The organism is Variovorax sp. OK605 (assembly GCF_900115445.1).
GTDB lineage: Bacteria > Pseudomonadota > Gammaproteobacteria > Burkholderiales > Burkholderiaceae_C > Variovorax.
The window spans coordinates 33,080-49,424 of the sequence record NZ_FOWL01000012.1; the positions used below are offsets into that span (position 1 = coordinate 33,080).

Below are 16,345 nucleotides of genomic sequence, written 5' to 3' on the forward strand. Positions count from 1 at the left end.
CAACATGTCGTTTTTCAAACTCGGTTCGTACGTTCGCCGAACGTACGAAGATGCGCCAGGACCCGGCGGCTCACTTCACTCAAGGGGGATACGTCGTCCACCGCGCCCAATGCGATGGCTTCTCGCGGCATGCCGAACACCACGCAGCTGGCCTCGTCCTGCGCCAGCGTGTGGGCGCCGGCGCGCTTCATGCGCAGCAGCCCTTCGGCGCCGTCCTTGCCCATGCCGGTCAGGATGATCCCGATGGCGTTCTTGCCGGCATGCTTGGCCGCGGAATCGAACAGCACGTCGATCGACGGGCGGTGGCGGTTCACTGGCGGCTCCTGGTCCAGGTGGGCCACGTAGTTGGCGCCGCTGCGGCCCAGCGACAGGTGGTAGCCGCCGGGCGCGATGTAGGCATAGCCCGGCAGCACGCGTTCGCCGTGCTCGGCTTCCTTCACGTTGATGCGGCACAGGCCGTCCAGGCGCTGCGCGAACGAGCGCGTGAAGCCGGCCGGCATGTGCTGCGCGATCATCACGCCGGGCGAGTCGGGCGGCAGCGGCTGCAGCACTTCGCGAATGGCCTCGGTGCCGCCGGTGGAGGCGCCGATGATGATCAGCTTCTCGGTACTCAGCAGCGGGCTGCGCAGCAGCGATTCCTGCGGCGCATCGCCGCCGGGGCGCACGGCCGCGGCATGCTTGCTCGGCTGGATCCGCGCGCTGGCGGCGGTGCGGATCTTGCCGGCGATGAGCTCGGTGTAGTTGAGCAGGCCGTCTCGCACGCCCAGGCGCGGCTTGGTCACGAAGTCGATGGCGCCCAGCTCGAGCGCGCGCAGCGCGATCTCCGAGCCGCGCTCGGTCAGCGACGACACCATCACCACCGGCATGGGCCGCAGGCGCATGAGCTTCTCGAGGAACTCGAGCCCGTCCATGCGCGGCATTTCCACGTCGAGCGTGAGCACGTCGGGGTTGGTGACCTTGATGAGGTCGCGCGCCACCAGCGGGTCGGCCGCGGTGCCCACCACGGTCATGTCGCTCTGGCTGTTGATGATCTCTGTCATCACGCTGCGGATCAGTGCCGAATCGTCGACACACAGCACCTTGATTTTCTTGACGCTCACCGGTTTCCTTTGATTGCTGCCACGGGCACCCCACGGATGCCTGATATGGCCGGGACATTGCCCGTTCTGTCCGAATCCGGCGCCGCGCGCAGGCCGGAGAGCCTGCGCAGCAGCTCGCCCTCCTCGTGCTGGACTTGCTGGACTTCCGTCTGCGCGCGCAGCTTGCGCACGATCGCCTTGCCGGTCGACGGCAGGAAGCACACGCGGCGCGCGTGCTTGCCGCGCAGGTCCTGCGCCGCGACTTCGATGCGTTCGTTGCGCAGGTAGCGCAGCACGAAGTCGGCGTTGCGGTCGCCGATGTTCAGCGTGGTCATGTTGGCCAGCACCGCGCCGCCGCCGAAGACCTTGGCCTGCAGCCGGTCGCGCCGCGCGCCCGCGCGCACCAGCTCGCGGATCAGCACGTCCATGGCGTAGGCGCCGTAGCGCATCGACTCCACGGCGTCGCGCGTGACGGAGGTGTTCTCGCCGTCGTCGGGCAGCATGAAATGGTTCATGCCGGCCACGCCCGCCTCCACGTCGTGCAGGCAGGCGGCCACGCAGGAGCCGAGCACCGTGCTCAGCACGGTGTCGCTCGAGGTCACGTAGTACTCGGAGGGCAGCAGCTTGACGGCCATGAGCCCGACGTCGCGGTCGAAGTAGTGATGGCTCGCCACCGAGCCCGGTGCGGCCGCGCGCGTGGCGTTCATGGCATGCCTGAAACGCCTGAAGTGCGGGTGCGCGCCACTTCATACACGGTCTGGCCCAGCGGGCGGAACGCCTGGTTGACGAGCGACGCGTTCTCCGAATGGCCCGCGAACAGCAGGCCGTGCGACTTGAGCAGCGGCGCGAAGCGGTCGAGCACCTTCTTCTGCGTCGGCTTGTCGAAATAGATCATCACGTTGCGGCAGAAGATCGCGTCCACCGGTTCCTTCACCGCCCACGAGCTGTCGAGCAGGTTGAGCCGCGAGAACTTCACCAGCGCCGCGACCTCGGGGCGGATGCGCACCTTGCCGGCGTTGGCGCCGGTGCCCTTGTTGAAGAAGCGGCGCAGCCGCTCGGGGGCGAGGCTGCGCACCTGCTCGGTGGTGAACACGCCGGTGGAGGCCTTGGCCAGCACCGCGGTGTCGATGTCGGTGGCGATCACGCGCGAGGCCGCGGCCTTGTCGCCCAGCGCCTCCATCAGCGTGATGGCGATCGAATAGGGCTCCTCCCCCGTCGAGGCCGCGGCGCACCATACGGTGACCGGCTGCCCGATCTTGCGCACGTGGTCGGCCAGCGTGGGGAAGTGATGCGCCTCGCGGAAGAACGAGGTGAGGTTGGTGGTGAGCGAGTTGATGAACAACTGCCACTCCTCCCCGTCCGGGCGCTGTTCGAGCCAGTCGAGGTAGGTGGTGAACTCGGGGAGCTGGAGCTCCCGCAGGCGCCGCGAAAGCCGGCTGTACACCATCTGCCGCTTCTGTTCGCCCAGGGCGATGCCTGCGCGGCGGTGGATGAGTGTGCGCACTCGGGAGAAATCGCTGTCGGTGAAAAGGAACTCGGTAGTCACGGCTGCCCTGTAAGCATGGCTTTCAATGTACATAGGGCCCACTGTTTCCAATGGGCCGATCAGACGCGCAAAAGCCCGGCACTTCCGTGCCGAATTCCGAGGCGATTTCGGGGGGCATGTTCAGGGACCCGATGCGGCCGGGCCGGCATCCTGCGACCACACCAGGGCCGCGAGCTGCGCCGCATTGACCTGCGCCGCGCCCACGAAGAGCGCTTCCGACAGGCGTGCGGCCTCGCCGTTGTCGAGTTCGCAGGCCTCGGCCAGCGCCACGAACGGGCCGTAGAGGCCGCCGCGCGACAGGATGGCCTGCTGCACCGCCTCGGTCAGCTGCACCTTGCGCAGCACGCCTTCCATCGACACGCCCAGCAGCTGGTCGAGCAGCGAGAACATGCCGGCCACGAACAGGTTGTCGGACTCGCTGGGCGGCAGCATGCCCTGGCCCATGAGCTCGACGAAACGCCCGCGCAGGATGGCCTTCTTCATCATGAAGGGCGAGCCCGCCTTGTTGCTGGTGGCCAGCAGCAGCGACAGCCAGCGGTACAGCGGCGAATAGCCGAGCATGGCCACGGCGTGGCGCAGCGAGTGGATCTCCACCGCCATGCCCACCGAGGGCGAGTTGATGTAGCGCAGCAGCCGGTAGGTGAGCGCCGCGTCGTGCTTGAGCGCGGCCTCGATGGTGCGCACGTCCTCGTTGCGCTGGATCATCTGCATCAGCTGCACGATGAGCAGCGACTCGGGCTGCAGCGCGTCCTCGGCCTCGCGCACCGGCGGGTTGCCGAAGGCGCCGTCGATGAACACGTTGACGCGGCGCGCCACGCAGGCGTCGAACTCGCGCCAGGTGTGCACGTGCGCGGCGATGAGCTCCACCTCGGGGTGGCCCAGCAGGATCTCCTGGCGCAGGCGCGCCACGGTGTCGGCGTCGTTCGCTTCCACCTCGAAGTGGGTCACGATGGCGCGCAGCTCGGTGTCGTCGGGCAGCGCCTTGGCGCCGCACAGCATGAAGCCGAAGCCCTGCTCGCGCAGGAACAGCAGGATGGAGCGCATGTCCGCGTCCAGCAGGTCGTCCGAGCCGATGCACAGCACCACGTTGTTCGCCGGCAGCGACTGCAGCTCGCTCTGGAACAGCGCGTCGACGGAGACGTCGACGAACACCATCTGCGGGCCCAGCAGCCAGCCTGCGTTCTCGGGGTTGAGGTGCACGGCCAGCGTGTCCATCAGCGCCTTGACGCCGACCGCGGCGGCCGTGCGCGCGCCGGGCTCGTCGCCCGGGCCGCGCCATGCCATGCGGTAGCCGATGACGCGGCGTTGCGCGTCCAGCAGCATTTCGTAGGCCACATGGCCGTTCGCACCCGGCTCGCTCGACAAGAGCGCGCCTGCGTGGGTGCCATTGCCTGGAGCCGAGTCATCGGATCCGGCACGTCGGAAGAAATCGAAACGCATTCAGCTGTCTCCGTCTTTGGTGTCAGAGAGCGATGGCGTCGGTCCTCCGCGCGGCACCCGCCAAGGCGACCGCGCTCGCGGCCTGCGCGCGCTGGATGCGCGGCATCGCGCCCACGTCGATGATGAAGGCCACGCTGCCGTCGCCCACGATGGTGGCGGCCGAGATGCCCGGCACCTTGCGGTAGTTGGTCTCCAGGTTCTTCACCACCACCTGGTGCTGGCCCAGCAGCTCGTCCACCAGCAGCGCGAAGCGGCTGTCGTCGGCCTGCACGATCACCAGGATGCCTTGTGTCGGGCTGGTCTGCGCGCCGCTCACGTCGAACACGCGGTGCAGCTCGATCAGCGGCAAATACTCGCCACGCACGCGGATCACGTGGCCTTCGGCGGTGATGGAGTGCAGGTGCTCCGGCAGCGGCTGCAGCGACTCGATCACGTAGCTCAGCGGAAGAATGTAGGCCTCGGTGCCCACCTTCACGGACATGCCGTTCAGGATGGCCAGCGTCAGCGGCAAGATGATCCGCGTGGTGGTGCCCTGGCCGCCGCGCGAGTGAATCTCGACGTGGCCGCCCATTTCCTGGATGTTGCGCTTGACCACGTCCATGCCCACGCCGCGGCCCGAGATGTCGGTCACCTGCTCGGCGGTGGAGAAGCCCGGTGCGAAGATGAGTTGCCACACCTCCTCGTCGGGCATGGTCTCGGTCACGGCCATGCCTTGCTGCATGGCCTTGGCCAGGATGCGTTCGCGGTTCAGGCCCGCGCCGTCGTCGCTCACCTCGATCACGATGTTGCCGCCGTGGTGCTGTGCGGACAGCAGCAGCTGGCCGGTGGCGTCCTTGCCCTTGGCCAGGCGCACTTCGGGCGTCTCGATGCCGTGGTCCAGGCTGTTGCGCACCAGGTGCGTGAGCGGGTCGACGATGCGCTCGATCAGGCCCTTGTCGAGCTCGGTTTCCTTGCCGTAGGTGTCCAGGCGCACCTGCTTGCCCAGCTTGGCGCTCACGTCGCGGATCACGCGCGGGAAGCGGCTGAACACGTAGTCCATCGGCATCATGCGGATGGACATCACCGATTCCTGCAGGTCGCGCGCGTTGCGCTCCAGGTGGCCCAGGCCGCTCAGGAAGCGTTCGTAGGCCACGGGGTCGAGCATGGTCGCGGCCTGCGTGAGCATCGACTGCGTGATGACGAGCTCGCCCACGAGGTTGATCAGCTGGTCGACCTTCTCGACGTCGACGCGGATGGAGCTCGACTCCTTGGCGCCGGCGGCGGCCGGGGCCGCTGCAGCAGCTGCCGCAGGTGCGGGCGCGGCGGCGGCAACCACTTCCGCCTTGGCCGGCTCTTCAGCCACGGCCACGGCCACGGGTTCCGGCTCCGGCGCGGCGGCCGGGGCTTGCGCATCGGCGGCGCCGGCGGCATCGCGCGAGATGTCGATCTGCGATTCGTCGATGACGAAGCAGCACACGGCCACGATGTCGTCGGGGTCGCAGGTGGTTTCCAGCAGCACGGTCAGCTGGTCGTTGGTGCGGGTGCGCGAGACGACCTTGCCGAGGTTGGCGAGCTCGCCGGCGAGCAGGTCGCATTCGCTGTCGGACAGGCGGGCGAAGCGCACGCGCAGCACGCCGTCACCCAGCGGTGCGCTCGCGGCGGCAACCGGCGCGGGAGCAGCGACCGGTGCAGGCGCGGGCGCCGCGGCCACCACGGGCGGTGCGGTGCCGTCGCCGCCGTTTTCCAGCGCGAGCTGCTGGAGCACGCCGCAGATGTGCGCGACCATGTCGGGATCCGGCTCCTTGCCGGCCTGGTAGGCGGTGAGTTGTTCTTGCAAGGCGTCCTTCGTTTCCAGAAATGCATCGATCATCGGAGCGCTCAGGTTCAGCTGCCCATGGCGGGCGCGGTCCAGGAGCGTTTCGAGCACGTGCGTGGTGTTGGTCAAGGCAGTGAAACCGAACGTCGCGGCACCACCCTTGATGGAGTGGGCTGCGCGGAAGATGGCGTTGAGCTGTTCGCTGTCCGGCGACGCGACGTCGAGCTCCAGCAGCAGTTGCTCCATCTCGGCGAGAAGCTCGATGGCTTCGACGAAGAATGCTTGTGTGAATTGACTGAGGTCCATCTGTTGTGCTCCGGACCGGCGTGTTGGCGCCGGCCGTTTGGTTTCTTGTGTGCGTCTTCGCTCGCTGCTCGCTGTTCGCTGTAGCTATCGCGGCACGGCATTCGCCCTGGCCGCCACCAGGCTGGTGCCCGCGGGCACGGCGACCGCCCCGGCGTTCGCCGACGAAATCTTGCCGATGCGCGTGCCCATGGGTTCGACGCTGTTCTCGCGCTCGATGCGTTCCTGCGTCCGATGGTTGAGCAGGATGATGCTGATGCGCCGGTTGATGGGGCTGCGCGGCTCCGCCTTGTCCAGGTGCATGCTGTCGGCCAGGCCGATCACGCGCAGCACCTTGCCCTCGGTCATGCCGCCGATCACCAGCTCCCGGCGCGATGCGTTGGCGCGGTCGGCGGAGAGCTCCCAGTTGCCGTAGGACTTGTCGCCGTTGGTGTAGACGATGGCGTCGGTGTGGCCCGACAGCGTGATCTTGTTGGGCAGGCCGTTGAGCGCCGGGCCGAGTTCGCGAAGGATGGTGCGCATGTGCGGCACCACGCGGGCGCTGGCCAGCTCGAACATCGGGCGGTTCTCGGTGTCGACGATCTGCAGGCGCAGGCCTTCGGTGGTGATGTCGATCAGGATCTGCGAGCGGAACTGCTGGAACATCGGGCTCTTCTCGATCAGTTCCTCGAGACGGCGCTTCATGTCGGCCAGGCGGCTCGCGTCGGCCTCGTCCTCGCTGGTGGTCTCGGAGAACTTGACCTCGCCCTCGACGTGCATCGGGTCGGCGCCGCCGCCGGGGATCATGCTGGCGCTCAGGCTGGCCTTGTCGCCGCCGTTCATCGCCACGCGCAGCGGCATGCGGAAGTGCTCGGCAATGCCCTCGCGCTGCTTGGGGCTCGAGATGGACAGCAGCCACATGACCAGGAAGAAGGCCATCATGGCCGTCATGAAGTCGGCGTACGCGATCTTCCAGCCGCCGCCATGGTGCGCGGCGCCCCCGCCCTTGTGGACGTGCTTGATGATGATCTGGGGCTTGCCGTCGCTCATGGTCGTTGCTCGTTCGCTGTGTCTGCGCCAGGGGCGTCAGCGCGCCTTGACGCCGCGGACGTGGTCGTCCAGCTCGGTGAACGACGGGCGTTCGGTCGAGAACAGCACCTTGCGGCCGAATTCCACCGCGAGCTGCGGCGCGTAGCCGTTGAGGTTGGCCAGCAGCGTCACCTTGGCGCACTGGAAGATCTTCATGCCCTCTTCGACCTTCTGCTCGATCAGCGAGGCCAGCGGCGAGACGAAGCCGTACGCCAGCAGCACGCCCAGGAAGGTCCCCACCATGGCGTGGGCGATGAGCGCGCCCATCTCCGAGGGCGGCAGGTTGGCCGAGGCCAGCGCGTGCACCACGCCCATCACGGCGGCAACGATGCCCAGCGCGGGCAGTGCGTCGGCCACGCGGGACAGGCTGTGGCCCGGCACTTCGGCTTCGTGGCGGATGGTCTCGATCTCGTGGTCCATCAGCGCCTCGATCTCGTGCGCATCGGTGTTGCCGCTGATGACCAGGCGCAGGTAGTCGCACAGGAAGACGGTGATGCCGTCGTGCGCCAGGATGTTCGGATAGCGCGCGAAGATCTCGCTCTTGGTGGGGTCCTCGACGTCGGACTCCAGCTTCATCATGCCTTCCTTGCGGGCCTTGGCCAGCAGCTCGTACAGGAGCGCGAGCAGGTCCATGTAGAGCTGGCGGTTGTGCTTGGAGGAGCGCAGCAGCAGCGGCAGTTCCTTGATGGTCGCCTTGATGGTCTTGCCGTTGTTGCCGGCAATGAACGCGCCCAGCGCGGAGCCGCCGATCATGAGCAACTCCACCGGCTGGAAGAGGACGCCGAAGTGCCCGCCCATGAGGCCGTAGCCGCCGAAGACGGCACCGATCACCACGATATATCCAGCCAGAATCAGCACGCGCTACCCCTCATCGCCCGAAGGCTTCATATCAACAAACTCCGAACGTCCGCAAGCGGACGCGGAGCGCTTTTCCTACACCGCGCCGCCGAGATCCATCAGGGGCGCAGCGACCGTCAGGCCTGCCCGGCGCACTTCCGCGACCTTGGGCTTGCGCGCCTTGCCCGCACGCGAAGGCGGACGGCACAGAACACACACATATCCGTTCTTGTTGTCATGCGCGTGCGCCACGAAGTGGCCGCCGCACCGGCTGCAGGTACTGAGCTGCAGCATGTCGCTGTCGAAGAAGCGCACCATGGTTTCGGCGCGCGTGAAGTCGAGCACCACCTCGCCGCCGTGCGAACCGATCTGCTCCACGTAGAGCCGGTAAGCCTTGATGAGCGCGGGCAGTTCGTTCTCGTCGGCCTCATCGAGCATGAAGCGGTAGATGTTGTAGAACATCGACGAGTGGATGTTGGCCAGCCACGTCATGTACCAGTCGGTAGAGAAGGGCAACAGGCCCTTGGGTGGCGAAACACCCTTGAGTTCCTTGTACAGGCGGATCAACCGCTCCCGGCTCAGCGCAACCGCCGCCTCGAGAAACTGCAGCCGCGCACCCAGTCCGATCAGCTCGACAGCGAGCTGCACTTCCCGGACCTCGCCAAGGACGCTCTTGCGGATCATGCGGCCGCCGCGCTCACGCCACGCATCGGGGTCTGCGCCTGGGCCTGGCGTGCCGCCATGAGGATCGACATGTGGGCCTGCTGAAGCGCGGGCTCCTTGCCTTCACCGACCACCGCGAACATCGGCTGGTCGTCCAGCCGGAAGCTGCACAGCAGGAAGTTGGAAGCCGCCAGCTTCACGATCTGGCTGAGCGACATGTTCGCCAGCAGATCTGCGAGCTCGCGCCCGACGCCGAGGCGAAACATGGCCTCCGCGCGGTCCTGCTTGACCAGCTTCTGCGCGAGCAGCATATAGGCCAGATTTATCTCGCCGATTTCTTTCGACATTACGCCGCCAGCACTGAAATTGATGTTTTCCACGTCTTGTTCCATTTCCGATTTCCAGTCCACTTTGGTTCTAATCAATCGTGTATACATTATATACACAAAGTTTTACACTTCGACGAACTTTGTAGGAAATCGCGACAAAAAAAGTAGGACGTGTCTGACACGAAAGCGACACGTTCCCTCTGAGGAGTGCTGCTTTTCGCGAAAAACGGCGGCGTGGCAATCGTGCAACCAGTCGTTACAAACATCGCTTATCAGCAATAATTTATTCATGACCAATTACACATAAATAAAGACTATGAGCATTCATGGATTCACTGGACGGCGTAATTGCCGATTCAAATGAAATGCTCATGACTTTGCATTGACCACGGGAAGATTTAATTCGCTTCATGGCTTTCCAGACCATGGATCCAGGCCATCAGCTCGGCCACCGCCAGGTACAGCTGCGGCGGGATCTGCTGGTCGAGGTCGACCTGCATCAGCAGCTTCACGAGGTCCGCGGACGAGTGCACATACAGCCCGTTCTCGCGCGCCTCGCGCATGATCGATTCGGCCACCACGCCGTAGCCCTTGGCCACGACGACCGGCGCCTTGCCCTTGTCGGCGTACGACAGGGCCACCGCGCTGTTGCGGTTGTCCATGCCCTGGTTCAGCGCGCCGCTCATGCGGCCTCCGCCTGCGCCACGGCCTCGGTCCCGGCTTTCGCCGTGACCTGCAACTGCTGGAGCTGGAGGCCCGCGGCCTCGAAGCGCCGCGCGAGCTGGCCCGCGTCGCCGCGCAGCCGTGCCATCGTGGCCGTCTCGCGCGCCGACAGGTGCGCCTGCACCGAGGGGCCGGCCACGCTCACGCGCAGGTCGACTTCGCCCAGGCGCGGCAGCTGCAGCGACACGGTGGTCGACCAGCGGCGCGCGCCCTCTTCGTCCGCGCCCGCGCCTTCGCGCGCGTCGGACTTCGCCTGCTCTTGTTCTGCCTGGATCGACCAGGTCATCGGCACGTCGGGCCAGGCCTGGCCGCTCCAGCGGAACACGGCGCCGGCCAGCAGGTCGAGCTGCTGGTGCACGAGCGTGACGGCTTGCGGATGAATGACTTCGTTGCCGCGCGCGGCCTGCGCCACCGCGGAGATGTCCGACTGCCGCGCGGCTTCGCCGGCGCGGTGCGCGGGCGAGGCGCTGTCGAAGGTGCTGCCCGCGGGCACGCCTTCGCCCTGGCGGTAGGCCGCCTGCAGGCGCGAGGCCTCGACCGCCGCGGCGGGCGCCGCCGGTTCGGCGGCCGGCGCGGCGCCATGCGGCGCACCGGTGTTGGCGGGCGCTGCCTGCGTTGCGGATGCGTTCGCCGGGGCGCCGCCCTGGCTGGTGTTGCCTGTGAAAGCGCTGGTGTCGGGCATTGCGGCAAGCGTCGCATCGCCTTGTGACACAACAGCCGTCGCCACTGCGGCAGCGGCCTGCGGTGCATCGGCTGCGCCGGGCACAGCCGCGGCAACCGCTGCATTCGCCGTGCCCGACGGGTTCGCCGTCGTCACCACCGGCTTCGCGACCACGGGCCCGGCCCAGCGCGCCTGCGGCTCCAGTGCCATCTGTGCGAGCGAGCGGCCACCGGCCGCGAACTCCGCCAGATGCGATTCATAGAAGAGACCGCTGTCGGCCACCGTGCTCGCCAGCGCACCGGCCAGCGCCGCGGCGTTGGCGGGTTGCTGGCGCGACGCCATGAGCGGCGACGCGCCGCGCACCGGGCCCGGCTCCGCCTGCAGGTCGGCCAGCACCGCGCCGATGACGCGTGCCGCCACCGACAGCCGCGTGGCCACGGACGCCGGCGCGCCGCCGCCCAGGTGGGCAGTGCCGCCCAGCAGCGCGCCCGGGATCTGGCGATCGAGCGCGGCGTTCGAAGGCAGCCGCACATCGTTCTCGACCCTGGCGACCGGGACTGCCGGTCCCGGCGCACCGATGGCCGCCTCGCCCTTGATGCCCAGCACGTCGAGGCGCGGTGCGAGCCTTGCGGCCAGCAGTGCGTCGATCAGTCCGGCGAGTGCAGTCATGGGAGTGGTGGTTCGGGTGAAGGGTCAGGAGATGCGGGAGGCCGTGCGGTCCGTCAGGGACGGCTCAGTGCGTGGGCCCGTATGCGCGGCCCAGGCTCTTCTGCCTGTGCAGGCTGCCCATGCGGCTGACGAGGTCCTCGATCTGCGGCTTGATCAGGCCCGACACTTCGGCCTGGTCCACGCGGATGCGGTCCAGCAGACTGAGCACGCGCTCGACCTGGATGGCGTCCAGCGTCTCCAGCGGCTCGATGGCCCGCAGCCGTTCGACCAATGCAGCGCAGCGCGCCTCGAGCTCGGGCAACTTGCCCCAATCCTTGGCGCGAGCCAACGCCAGCATCTGCGCGATGTGGGTTGCAAGCTCCTCATAACAATGAACGACCTCACTCCGGACTGCCATGTTGTTCCCTGTCTTTGTAGTCATGTAATGCAGCCGCGGCTCAGCCGTGGCTTCCGTCATCGATCTCCCGCCAGGCGGAAGCGACGTTTTCAAGCAGTTGTCCTGCTTCGTCCAGCGCCTGCACGTCGTTGTGCAGGTTCGCCTGGAACAGTCGCCGCACGACGTAGTCGTACAGCGAAGAGAGGTTGCCCACGAGTTCGGCACCGGCTTCGCCGCCGGCCGTGGCGTCGAGCGCGGCCTTCAGGCCGTTTTCCACGATGCCGATGGCCTTGGAGATCGCCTGCCCCTTGGCCTGCGTCTCGCCGGCCGTCATGTGAAAGCGGGCCATGCCGATGGCGGACTTCGCGCCGTCGAACAGCATCACGATGAGCTGGTGCGGCGACGCGCTCATCACGCTGGTTTCCACGCCGACGCGCGCATAGGCACCGGCGCCGGTGCGAAGGTTGTGAGGTGTGTACATCGGCTGCTCCGTGTCGCTGGTCTGGCGGGGTGTGCTTACTTGCTGCTGCTGTTCGACATCGCGTCGAACTGCTGCGTGAGGTAGGTCTTGGTGTTGTTCATGCTGTTGATCAGCACGTCCAGCTGCGTGAACTGCGCCTTGTAGCGGGCAACCGTGGAGTCCACGCGCGTCTGCACGGCGTCGTACTGGGTGTCCAGCTCCTTGATGGTGGAGGTCACGCCGTCGCTGGCGACCTTCAGGGCGCCGGTGTTCAGGTCGGTCACGATCGCGTCGATCTGCTTGCCGTAGCCGCCGGTGCTGCCGGTGGCGCTGGAGAACAGGTTCGCCACGCCCTTCAGGTTGGTGGACAGGGCCTTGTCGAGCTTGGTGGAATCGATGGCGATCGTGCCGTCCTTCTGGAAGGCCACGCCGATCTCGGTGAGCACCTTCATGTCGTTGGCGCCGCCGGCCTGCGGCGTGGTGAGCGCCTGGCGGATGCGCGTCTGCAGGTTGCGCAGCGTGCTGTCGCCCACCAGGGCCGCACCGGTCTTGGTGTCGGGGTCGTAGGACGTCAGCGACTTGGCGGTGCTCTGCAGCGCGTTGTAGGCGTTCACGAAATCGGTGATCGCCGTCTTCACGCCGGCCGTGTTTTCCTTCATCGACAGGCCGGTCTTACCGGTGTTCACCAGCGTGAGCGTGGCGCCCTGGATGGCTTCCTTCACGGTGTTGGTCGCGCTGGTGACGTCGATGCCGTTCACGTTCAGCTTGGCGTTCTGCGCCACCGAGGTCTGCTTGAGGTTCTGCGTGCCGGCCGGGTCGTTGCCCACCAGGTTCTGCAGCGTGGCGTCGCCGGCCACCGAGATGCGCATGCTCGACTTCTCGCCGGTCGTCGAGGACGTCAGCACCAGGCGGTTGGGCGTGCCGCTGCCGTCGTTCACGATGGAGGCCGTCACGCCGGCGCTGGCGCCGTTGATGGCGTTGCGGATGCCTTCGAGCGTGTTGTTGGTCGGGTCGATGGTGATCGACTTGGCGGGCTGGCTGGCGTCCGCCGTGAAGGTGGCGCCGGTGTACTGCCCGGTGGTGGCGTTGAGCGTGCCGCCTGCGATCTGGCCGAAGTCGATCGTGATCTTGCCGTTGCCGATGGGGGTCTTGGTGTCCACCTGGCCGGCGCTGATGACGGTCTGCGCCTGCGCGAGCTGCTGCACGTCGATGGTGTAGTTGCCCGCGGCGCTGACGTCGGTGGCCGATGCGGCCAGGATGCCGCTGACGGTCGGCGTGCCGGTCACGCTCTGGAACAGCGCCGGGTCGCCCAGCTTCTTGGCGGCGGTCTGCAGCGTGCTGAGCGCGCTCTGGATCGTGCCGTAGGCCGACAGCTTGCTGGTGTAGCTCTTGGCCTTGGCCTGGAGTGCCACGAGCGGCTGGCTCTCGGCGGTCTGGAGCTGCGTGAGCAAGCTCGCAAGGTCGAGGTTGGCGCCAACGCCGAGGCTGCTGATCGTTGCCATTTGGATGTGTTCCTGTATTGCTTGTTCTGCCGGGGATGAAGGTCTCGCGCGCGGCCTCAGGCCGACTGGTCGACCAGCAGGCCGTTGCCTTCGCGCATGAGCTTGGCGATGCGCACGACCTCTTCGTTCGGGATCTGGCGGATGACTTCGCCGCTGGCGCGGTCGACCACCTTCACGATGAGCTTGTCGGTGTCCTTGTCGACCTCGAACTGCAGGCCGACCTCGCGCAGCACCAGCGCCGCGTTCACCTCGTGCACGGCCCGCTCGACCTGCACCGGCGTGGCCTCGTCCACGGCACCTTCCGCCGCGGCGGACGACGCCGCCGCGCTCGCACCCGCGCCGCCGGCGCGGCCGGCGAGCAGCTGCGTCCAGGGGCTTTCCTTCGCGGGAATGGAGGGCACGGGGTTCGACATCGTTTGCTACCTTGTGGTCTGGCGGTTTCGCTGTGCTCTGGGGCCTCGCCTTCGGGCATGGCCACAGAGCACAGCGCAGGCAACCCCGGGCTTGCTCCCGGAACCTGCGCCTGCCGGATCCCCCCTTGCAAAGGGGATCCGGCTTTCCTTTTCGCTAACTGGAGGTTGTGGATTAACGCAGGAGGGAGAGCACGCCTTGCGTCGTCTGGTTGGCTTGCGACAGCACCGAGGTACCAGCTTGTTGCAGGATCTGAGCGCGCGTCATGTTCGACACTTCAACGGCGTAGTCAGCGTCTTCGATGCGCGAACGCGACGACGACAGGTTGGTCACCGTGGTGCCCAGGTTGGCGATCACCGAGTCGAAACGGTTCTGCACCGCGCCCAGCGAGCTGCGCAGCTTGTCGACCTTCGACAGAGCGGCGTCGAGTGCCTTCAGCGGGTCGACCGTCGACTTTGCGTCGCTGACGGCGTTGGTCGTCAGCTTGCCGGCCTTGGCCGAGTCGGCGTACACCGTGCTGCCTTGCGCGTCGGTCACCACGCCGTTGGCGTTCAGGTTGATCGATTCGGCGGCGGTGGTGGTCAGGCCGCTCACGCCCATGTAGGCGCCGGTCACTGCACCGCCAGCGGCTGCCACTGCGTAGGCCGTGGTAGCACCTGCGCCGTCGATGTCGATGGCGCCAGCGCCAGCGTTGATCTTGGCGGTCACTTCGTCGGCCGTGGCCTTTTCACCGGCAACCTTGAAGGTGCTGGCGCCGGCAGCAGCCGTCACCACGGTGTAGGAAGCGCCGGTTGCGCCGATGGTGATCGAGTCGCCAGCAGCGGACATGCCGGTGGCTTGCTCGAGCACTGCCGACAGCGTGGCGGCGGTCGTCGTGCCGGTGCCCGTCTTGGTCAGGTTCTTCGAAGTGTCGAGGTACAGAGCCGAGCCGTCGGCAGCGTCGGTCAGGGTGCCGTTGCTGTCGATCTTGACGTCCATCGAGTGGGTGCCGAGCTTGACCGTGGCGGTCACGCTGGTGCCAGCTGCCGGGGTCAGCGAGGCGAGCGTGTTGGCTTGGCTGCGAGCAGCTTCCGTGGCCGTGTAGCTCTTGGTCGCTGCGCTGTACGTGTACGTTGCGCCGCCGGTCATCGCGACCGTGCCGGTGTCTTGCATCTTGGCCAGCACGTCGTTGGCGGTGGCGCCGTTGGCGGCCGTGGTCAGCGTGCGGGTGTAAGGCGTGACGCCGTTGGCGGTCGTGCCTGCGGCGAAGCCGGCGACCAGCAGGTCGGAAGCGGTGGCACCCTTGTTCTTCGAACCGGTGTTGTTGACGTTGAAGCCGTCCAGACCCAGGGTCTTGGCGCTGATTTCCTGCAGGTCGATGTCGATGGTTTCGCCATCGTTCGCGCCGACTTGCACGGTCAGCTTGCCAGCGTTGGCCGACAGGACCTTCACGCCGTTGAACTGGGTCTGTTCCGACACGCGGTTGATTTCGTCCAGGCGCTGGCCGATTTCCGACTGGATCGAGTCCAGGTCGCTGGCCGAGTTGGTGCCGGTGGCGGCTTGCACCGACAGTTCACGAACGCGTTGCAGGTTGTTGTTGACTTCGGTCAGTGCGCCTTCGGTCGTTTGAGCGATCGAGATGCCGTCGTTGGCGTTGCGCGTTGCTTGCGTCAGGCCCTTGATGTTGGCCGTGAAACGGTTGGCAATGGCTTGGCCGGCAGCGTCGTCCTTGGCGCTGTTGATGCGCATGCCCGAAGACAGGCGCGTGATGGCCGTGCTCAACGCCGATTGCGACTTGTTGAGGTTGTTTTGCGTGACCAGGGAAAGCGAGTTGGTATTGATGACGGATGCCATGAAAACTCCAGATGACAAAGTTGTGGGAAATCCGGCCGAAGCCTTCAACGCCTACCAGGTCCGATTCGGGACACAAGCCGTCGTTGAATCAGTTATCGACGCCCCCCCGGAAAACTTTAGGCAGTCCGCAAGAATTTTTGACATCGCCTCGAAATACCCCGTCGGCCGGCGTCAGGCCTGCAGGTTCATCACTTCCTGATAGGCGGTGACCAGGCGGTTGCGCACCTGCAGCCCGGTCTGGAACGCCACGTTGGCCTTCTGCAGGTCGACCATGACGTCGTTCAGGGCGACGCCGGGCTTGCCCAGTTCGAACGACTCGGCCTGGGCATAGGCGTTTTGCTGGGCGCCGCTGATGTTGGCGAGCGAGCGCTTGAGCTCGGCGGCGAAACCGCCGGCCTCGGCCGGCGCACCCGCCGCACCCGTCGAGGGGGCGATGCCGGTGTTGAGCGCGGTGACGCGCATCTGTTGCAAGACGGATTCGATGGCGCTGATCGACATGGGATCTCTTCTTCCTGTGTGAACACTTCTGCGTGACTTGACAAGGAGGACGCAAGTCCTCCGGCTGGCCCGCAGCGTATCAAGGGAAGACCCCGATTCAAGGGTGCAACTGAGGCAGAAAACCCCGGCTGTTCGGCCATTCGAATTCCATT

The 16,345-nt window shown here is 66.6% G+C and carries 17 protein-coding genes; all 17 read right to left on the reverse strand.

Annotated elements, in window-relative coordinates:
- Positions 1-14 precede the first annotated feature (14 nt).
- Complete coding sequence (locus BM013_RS27790) at positions 15-1,040, reverse strand: protein-glutamate methylesterase/protein-glutamine glutaminase (protein ID WP_371271223.1); 1,026 nt, start codon at positions 1,038-1,040, stop codon at positions 15-17.
- Between the two features lie 56 nt (positions 1,041-1,096).
- Positions 1,097-1,786 carry a chemoreceptor glutamine deamidase CheD gene (cheD, locus tag BM013_RS27795; protein WP_093131108.1) on the reverse strand — a complete coding sequence of 230 codons (690 nt, stop codon included), beginning with the start codon at positions 1,784-1,786 and terminating at the stop codon, positions 1,097-1,099.
- Positions 1,783-2,658, reverse strand: a complete 876-nt coding sequence (locus BM013_RS27800) for a CheR family methyltransferase (RefSeq protein WP_093131110.1) — start codon at positions 2,656-2,658, stop codon at positions 1,783-1,785. Before BM013_RS27800 ends, cheD begins: the two co-directional genes overlap by 4 nt.
- Positions 2,659-2,745: 87 nt before the next feature.
- Positions 2,746-3,990, reverse strand: a complete 1,245-nt coding sequence (locus BM013_RS27805; RefSeq protein WP_256220257.1) for an EAL and HDOD domain-containing protein — start codon at positions 3,988-3,990, stop codon at positions 2,746-2,748.
- Positions 3,991-4,087: 97 nt separating this feature from the next.
- Entirely contained in the window at positions 4,088-6,166 is a 2,079-nt protein-coding gene (cheA, locus tag BM013_RS27810; protein ID WP_093131114.1) for a chemotaxis protein CheA, read from the reverse strand.
- An 84-nt stretch (positions 6,167-6,250) separates the two neighbouring features.
- The gene (motB, locus tag BM013_RS27815) at positions 6,251-7,192 is read right to left on the reverse strand and encodes a flagellar motor protein MotB (protein ID WP_093131116.1); all 942 of its coding nucleotides are present in this window, start codon (positions 7,190-7,192) and stop codon (positions 6,251-6,253) included.
- Positions 7,193-7,228: 36 nt separating this feature from the next.
- A complete protein-coding gene (motA, locus tag BM013_RS27820) occupies positions 7,229-8,089 on the reverse strand; it encodes a flagellar motor stator protein MotA (protein ID WP_093131118.1) in 861 nt (286 codons plus the stop codon).
- Between the two features lie 75 nt (positions 8,090-8,164).
- A complete protein-coding gene (gene flhC, locus BM013_RS27825; RefSeq protein WP_093131120.1) occupies positions 8,165-8,752 on the reverse strand; it encodes a flagellar transcriptional regulator FlhC in 588 nt (195 codons plus the stop codon).
- Complete coding sequence (gene flhD, locus BM013_RS27830; RefSeq protein ID WP_256220258.1) at positions 8,749-9,123, reverse strand: flagellar transcriptional regulator FlhD; 375 nt, start codon at positions 9,121-9,123, stop codon at positions 8,749-8,751. The genes flhC and flhD overlap by 4 nt, the downstream gene beginning before the upstream one ends.
- 335 nt (positions 9,124-9,458) lie before the next feature.
- Entirely contained in the window at positions 9,459-9,746 is a 288-nt protein-coding gene (locus tag BM013_RS27835; RefSeq protein WP_177225584.1) for an EscU/YscU/HrcU family type III secretion system export apparatus switch protein, read from the reverse strand.
- Entirely contained in the window at positions 9,743-11,113 is a 1,371-nt protein-coding gene (locus BM013_RS27840; protein ID WP_093131122.1) for a flagellar hook-length control protein FliK, read from the reverse strand. Before BM013_RS27840 ends, BM013_RS27835 begins: the two co-directional genes overlap by 4 nt.
- Positions 11,114-11,177: 64 nt before the next feature.
- Positions 11,178-11,510 carry a flagellar protein FliT gene (locus BM013_RS27845; RefSeq protein ID WP_256220259.1) on the reverse strand — a complete coding sequence of 111 codons (333 nt, stop codon included), beginning with the start codon at positions 11,508-11,510 and terminating at the stop codon, positions 11,178-11,180.
- A gap of 40 nt (positions 11,511-11,550) precedes the next feature.
- On the reverse strand, positions 11,551-11,970 hold the full coding sequence (gene fliS / locus BM013_RS27850) for a flagellar export chaperone FliS (protein ID WP_093131124.1): 420 nt from the start codon (positions 11,968-11,970) through the stop codon (positions 11,551-11,553).
- A 35-nt stretch (positions 11,971-12,005) separates the two neighbouring features.
- Positions 12,006-13,451 (reverse strand): flagellar filament capping protein FliD, encoded by a 1,446-nt coding sequence (fliD, locus tag BM013_RS27855; protein WP_093131126.1) that lies wholly within the window; start codon positions 13,449-13,451, stop codon positions 12,006-12,008.
- Between the two features lie 56 nt (positions 13,452-13,507).
- Positions 13,508-13,864 (reverse strand): flagellar protein FlaG, encoded by a 357-nt coding sequence (locus tag BM013_RS27860; protein WP_093131128.1) that lies wholly within the window; start codon positions 13,862-13,864, stop codon positions 13,508-13,510.
- A 172-nt stretch (positions 13,865-14,036) separates the two neighbouring features.
- A complete protein-coding gene (locus BM013_RS27865) occupies positions 14,037-15,695 on the reverse strand; it encodes a flagellin N-terminal helical domain-containing protein (protein ID WP_093131130.1) in 1,659 nt (552 codons plus the stop codon).
- A 171-nt stretch (positions 15,696-15,866) separates the two neighbouring features.
- Positions 15,867-16,193 (reverse strand): flagellar hook-basal body complex protein FliE, encoded by a 327-nt coding sequence (gene fliE, locus BM013_RS27870; RefSeq protein ID WP_093131132.1) that lies wholly within the window; start codon positions 16,191-16,193, stop codon positions 15,867-15,869.
- Between the last annotated feature and the right edge of the window lie 152 nt (positions 16,194-16,345).

Excerpts from the sequence above, each read along its gene's own strand:
- BM013_RS27790 (WP_371271223.1), bottom strand. The coding sequence starts at position 1,040 with ATGACAGAGATCATCAACAGCCAGAGCGACATGACCGTGGTGGGCACC.
- cheD (WP_093131108.1), bottom strand. The coding sequence starts at position 1,786 with ATGAACGCCACGCGCGCGGCCGCACCGGGCTCGGTGGCGAGCCATCAC.
- BM013_RS27800 (WP_093131110.1), bottom strand. The coding sequence starts at position 2,658 with ATGTACATTGAAAGCCATGCTTACAGGGCAGCCGTGACTACCGAGTTC.
- cheA (WP_093131114.1), bottom strand. The coding sequence starts at position 6,166 with ATGGACCTCAGTCAATTCACACAAGCATTCTTCGTCGAAGCCATCGAG.
- motB (WP_093131116.1), bottom strand. The coding sequence starts at position 7,192 with ATGAGCGACGGCAAGCCCCAGATCATCATCAAGCACGTCCACAAGGGC.
- flhC (WP_093131120.1), bottom strand. The coding sequence starts at position 8,752 with ATGATCCGCAAGAGCGTCCTTGGCGAGGTCCGGGAAGTGCAGCTCGCT.
- flhD (WP_256220258.1), bottom strand. The coding sequence starts at position 9,123 with ATGGAACAAGACGTGGAAAACATCAATTTCAGTGCTGGCGGCGTAATG.
- BM013_RS27835 (WP_177225584.1), bottom strand. The coding sequence starts at position 9,746 with ATGAGCGGCGCGCTGAACCAGGGCATGGACAACCGCAACAGCGCGGTG.
- BM013_RS27840 (WP_093131122.1), bottom strand. The coding sequence starts at position 11,113 with ATGACTGCACTCGCCGGACTGATCGACGCACTGCTGGCCGCAAGGCTC.
- BM013_RS27845 (WP_256220259.1), bottom strand. The coding sequence starts at position 11,510 with ATGGCAGTCCGGAGTGAGGTCGTTCATTGTTATGAGGAGCTTGCAACC.
- fliS (WP_093131124.1), bottom strand. The coding sequence starts at position 11,970 with ATGTACACACCTCACAACCTTCGCACCGGCGCCGGTGCCTATGCGCGC.
- fliD (WP_093131126.1), bottom strand. The coding sequence starts at position 13,451 with ATGGCAACGATCAGCAGCCTCGGCGTTGGCGCCAACCTCGACCTTGCG.
- BM013_RS27860 (WP_093131128.1), bottom strand. The coding sequence starts at position 13,864 with ATGTCGAACCCCGTGCCCTCCATTCCCGCGAAGGAAAGCCCCTGGACG.
- BM013_RS27865 (WP_093131130.1), bottom strand. The coding sequence starts at position 15,695 with ATGGCATCCGTCATCAATACCAACTCGCTTTCCCTGGTCACGCAAAAC.
- fliE (WP_093131132.1), bottom strand. The coding sequence starts at position 16,193 with ATGTCGATCAGCGCCATCGAATCCGTCTTGCAACAGATGCGCGTCACC.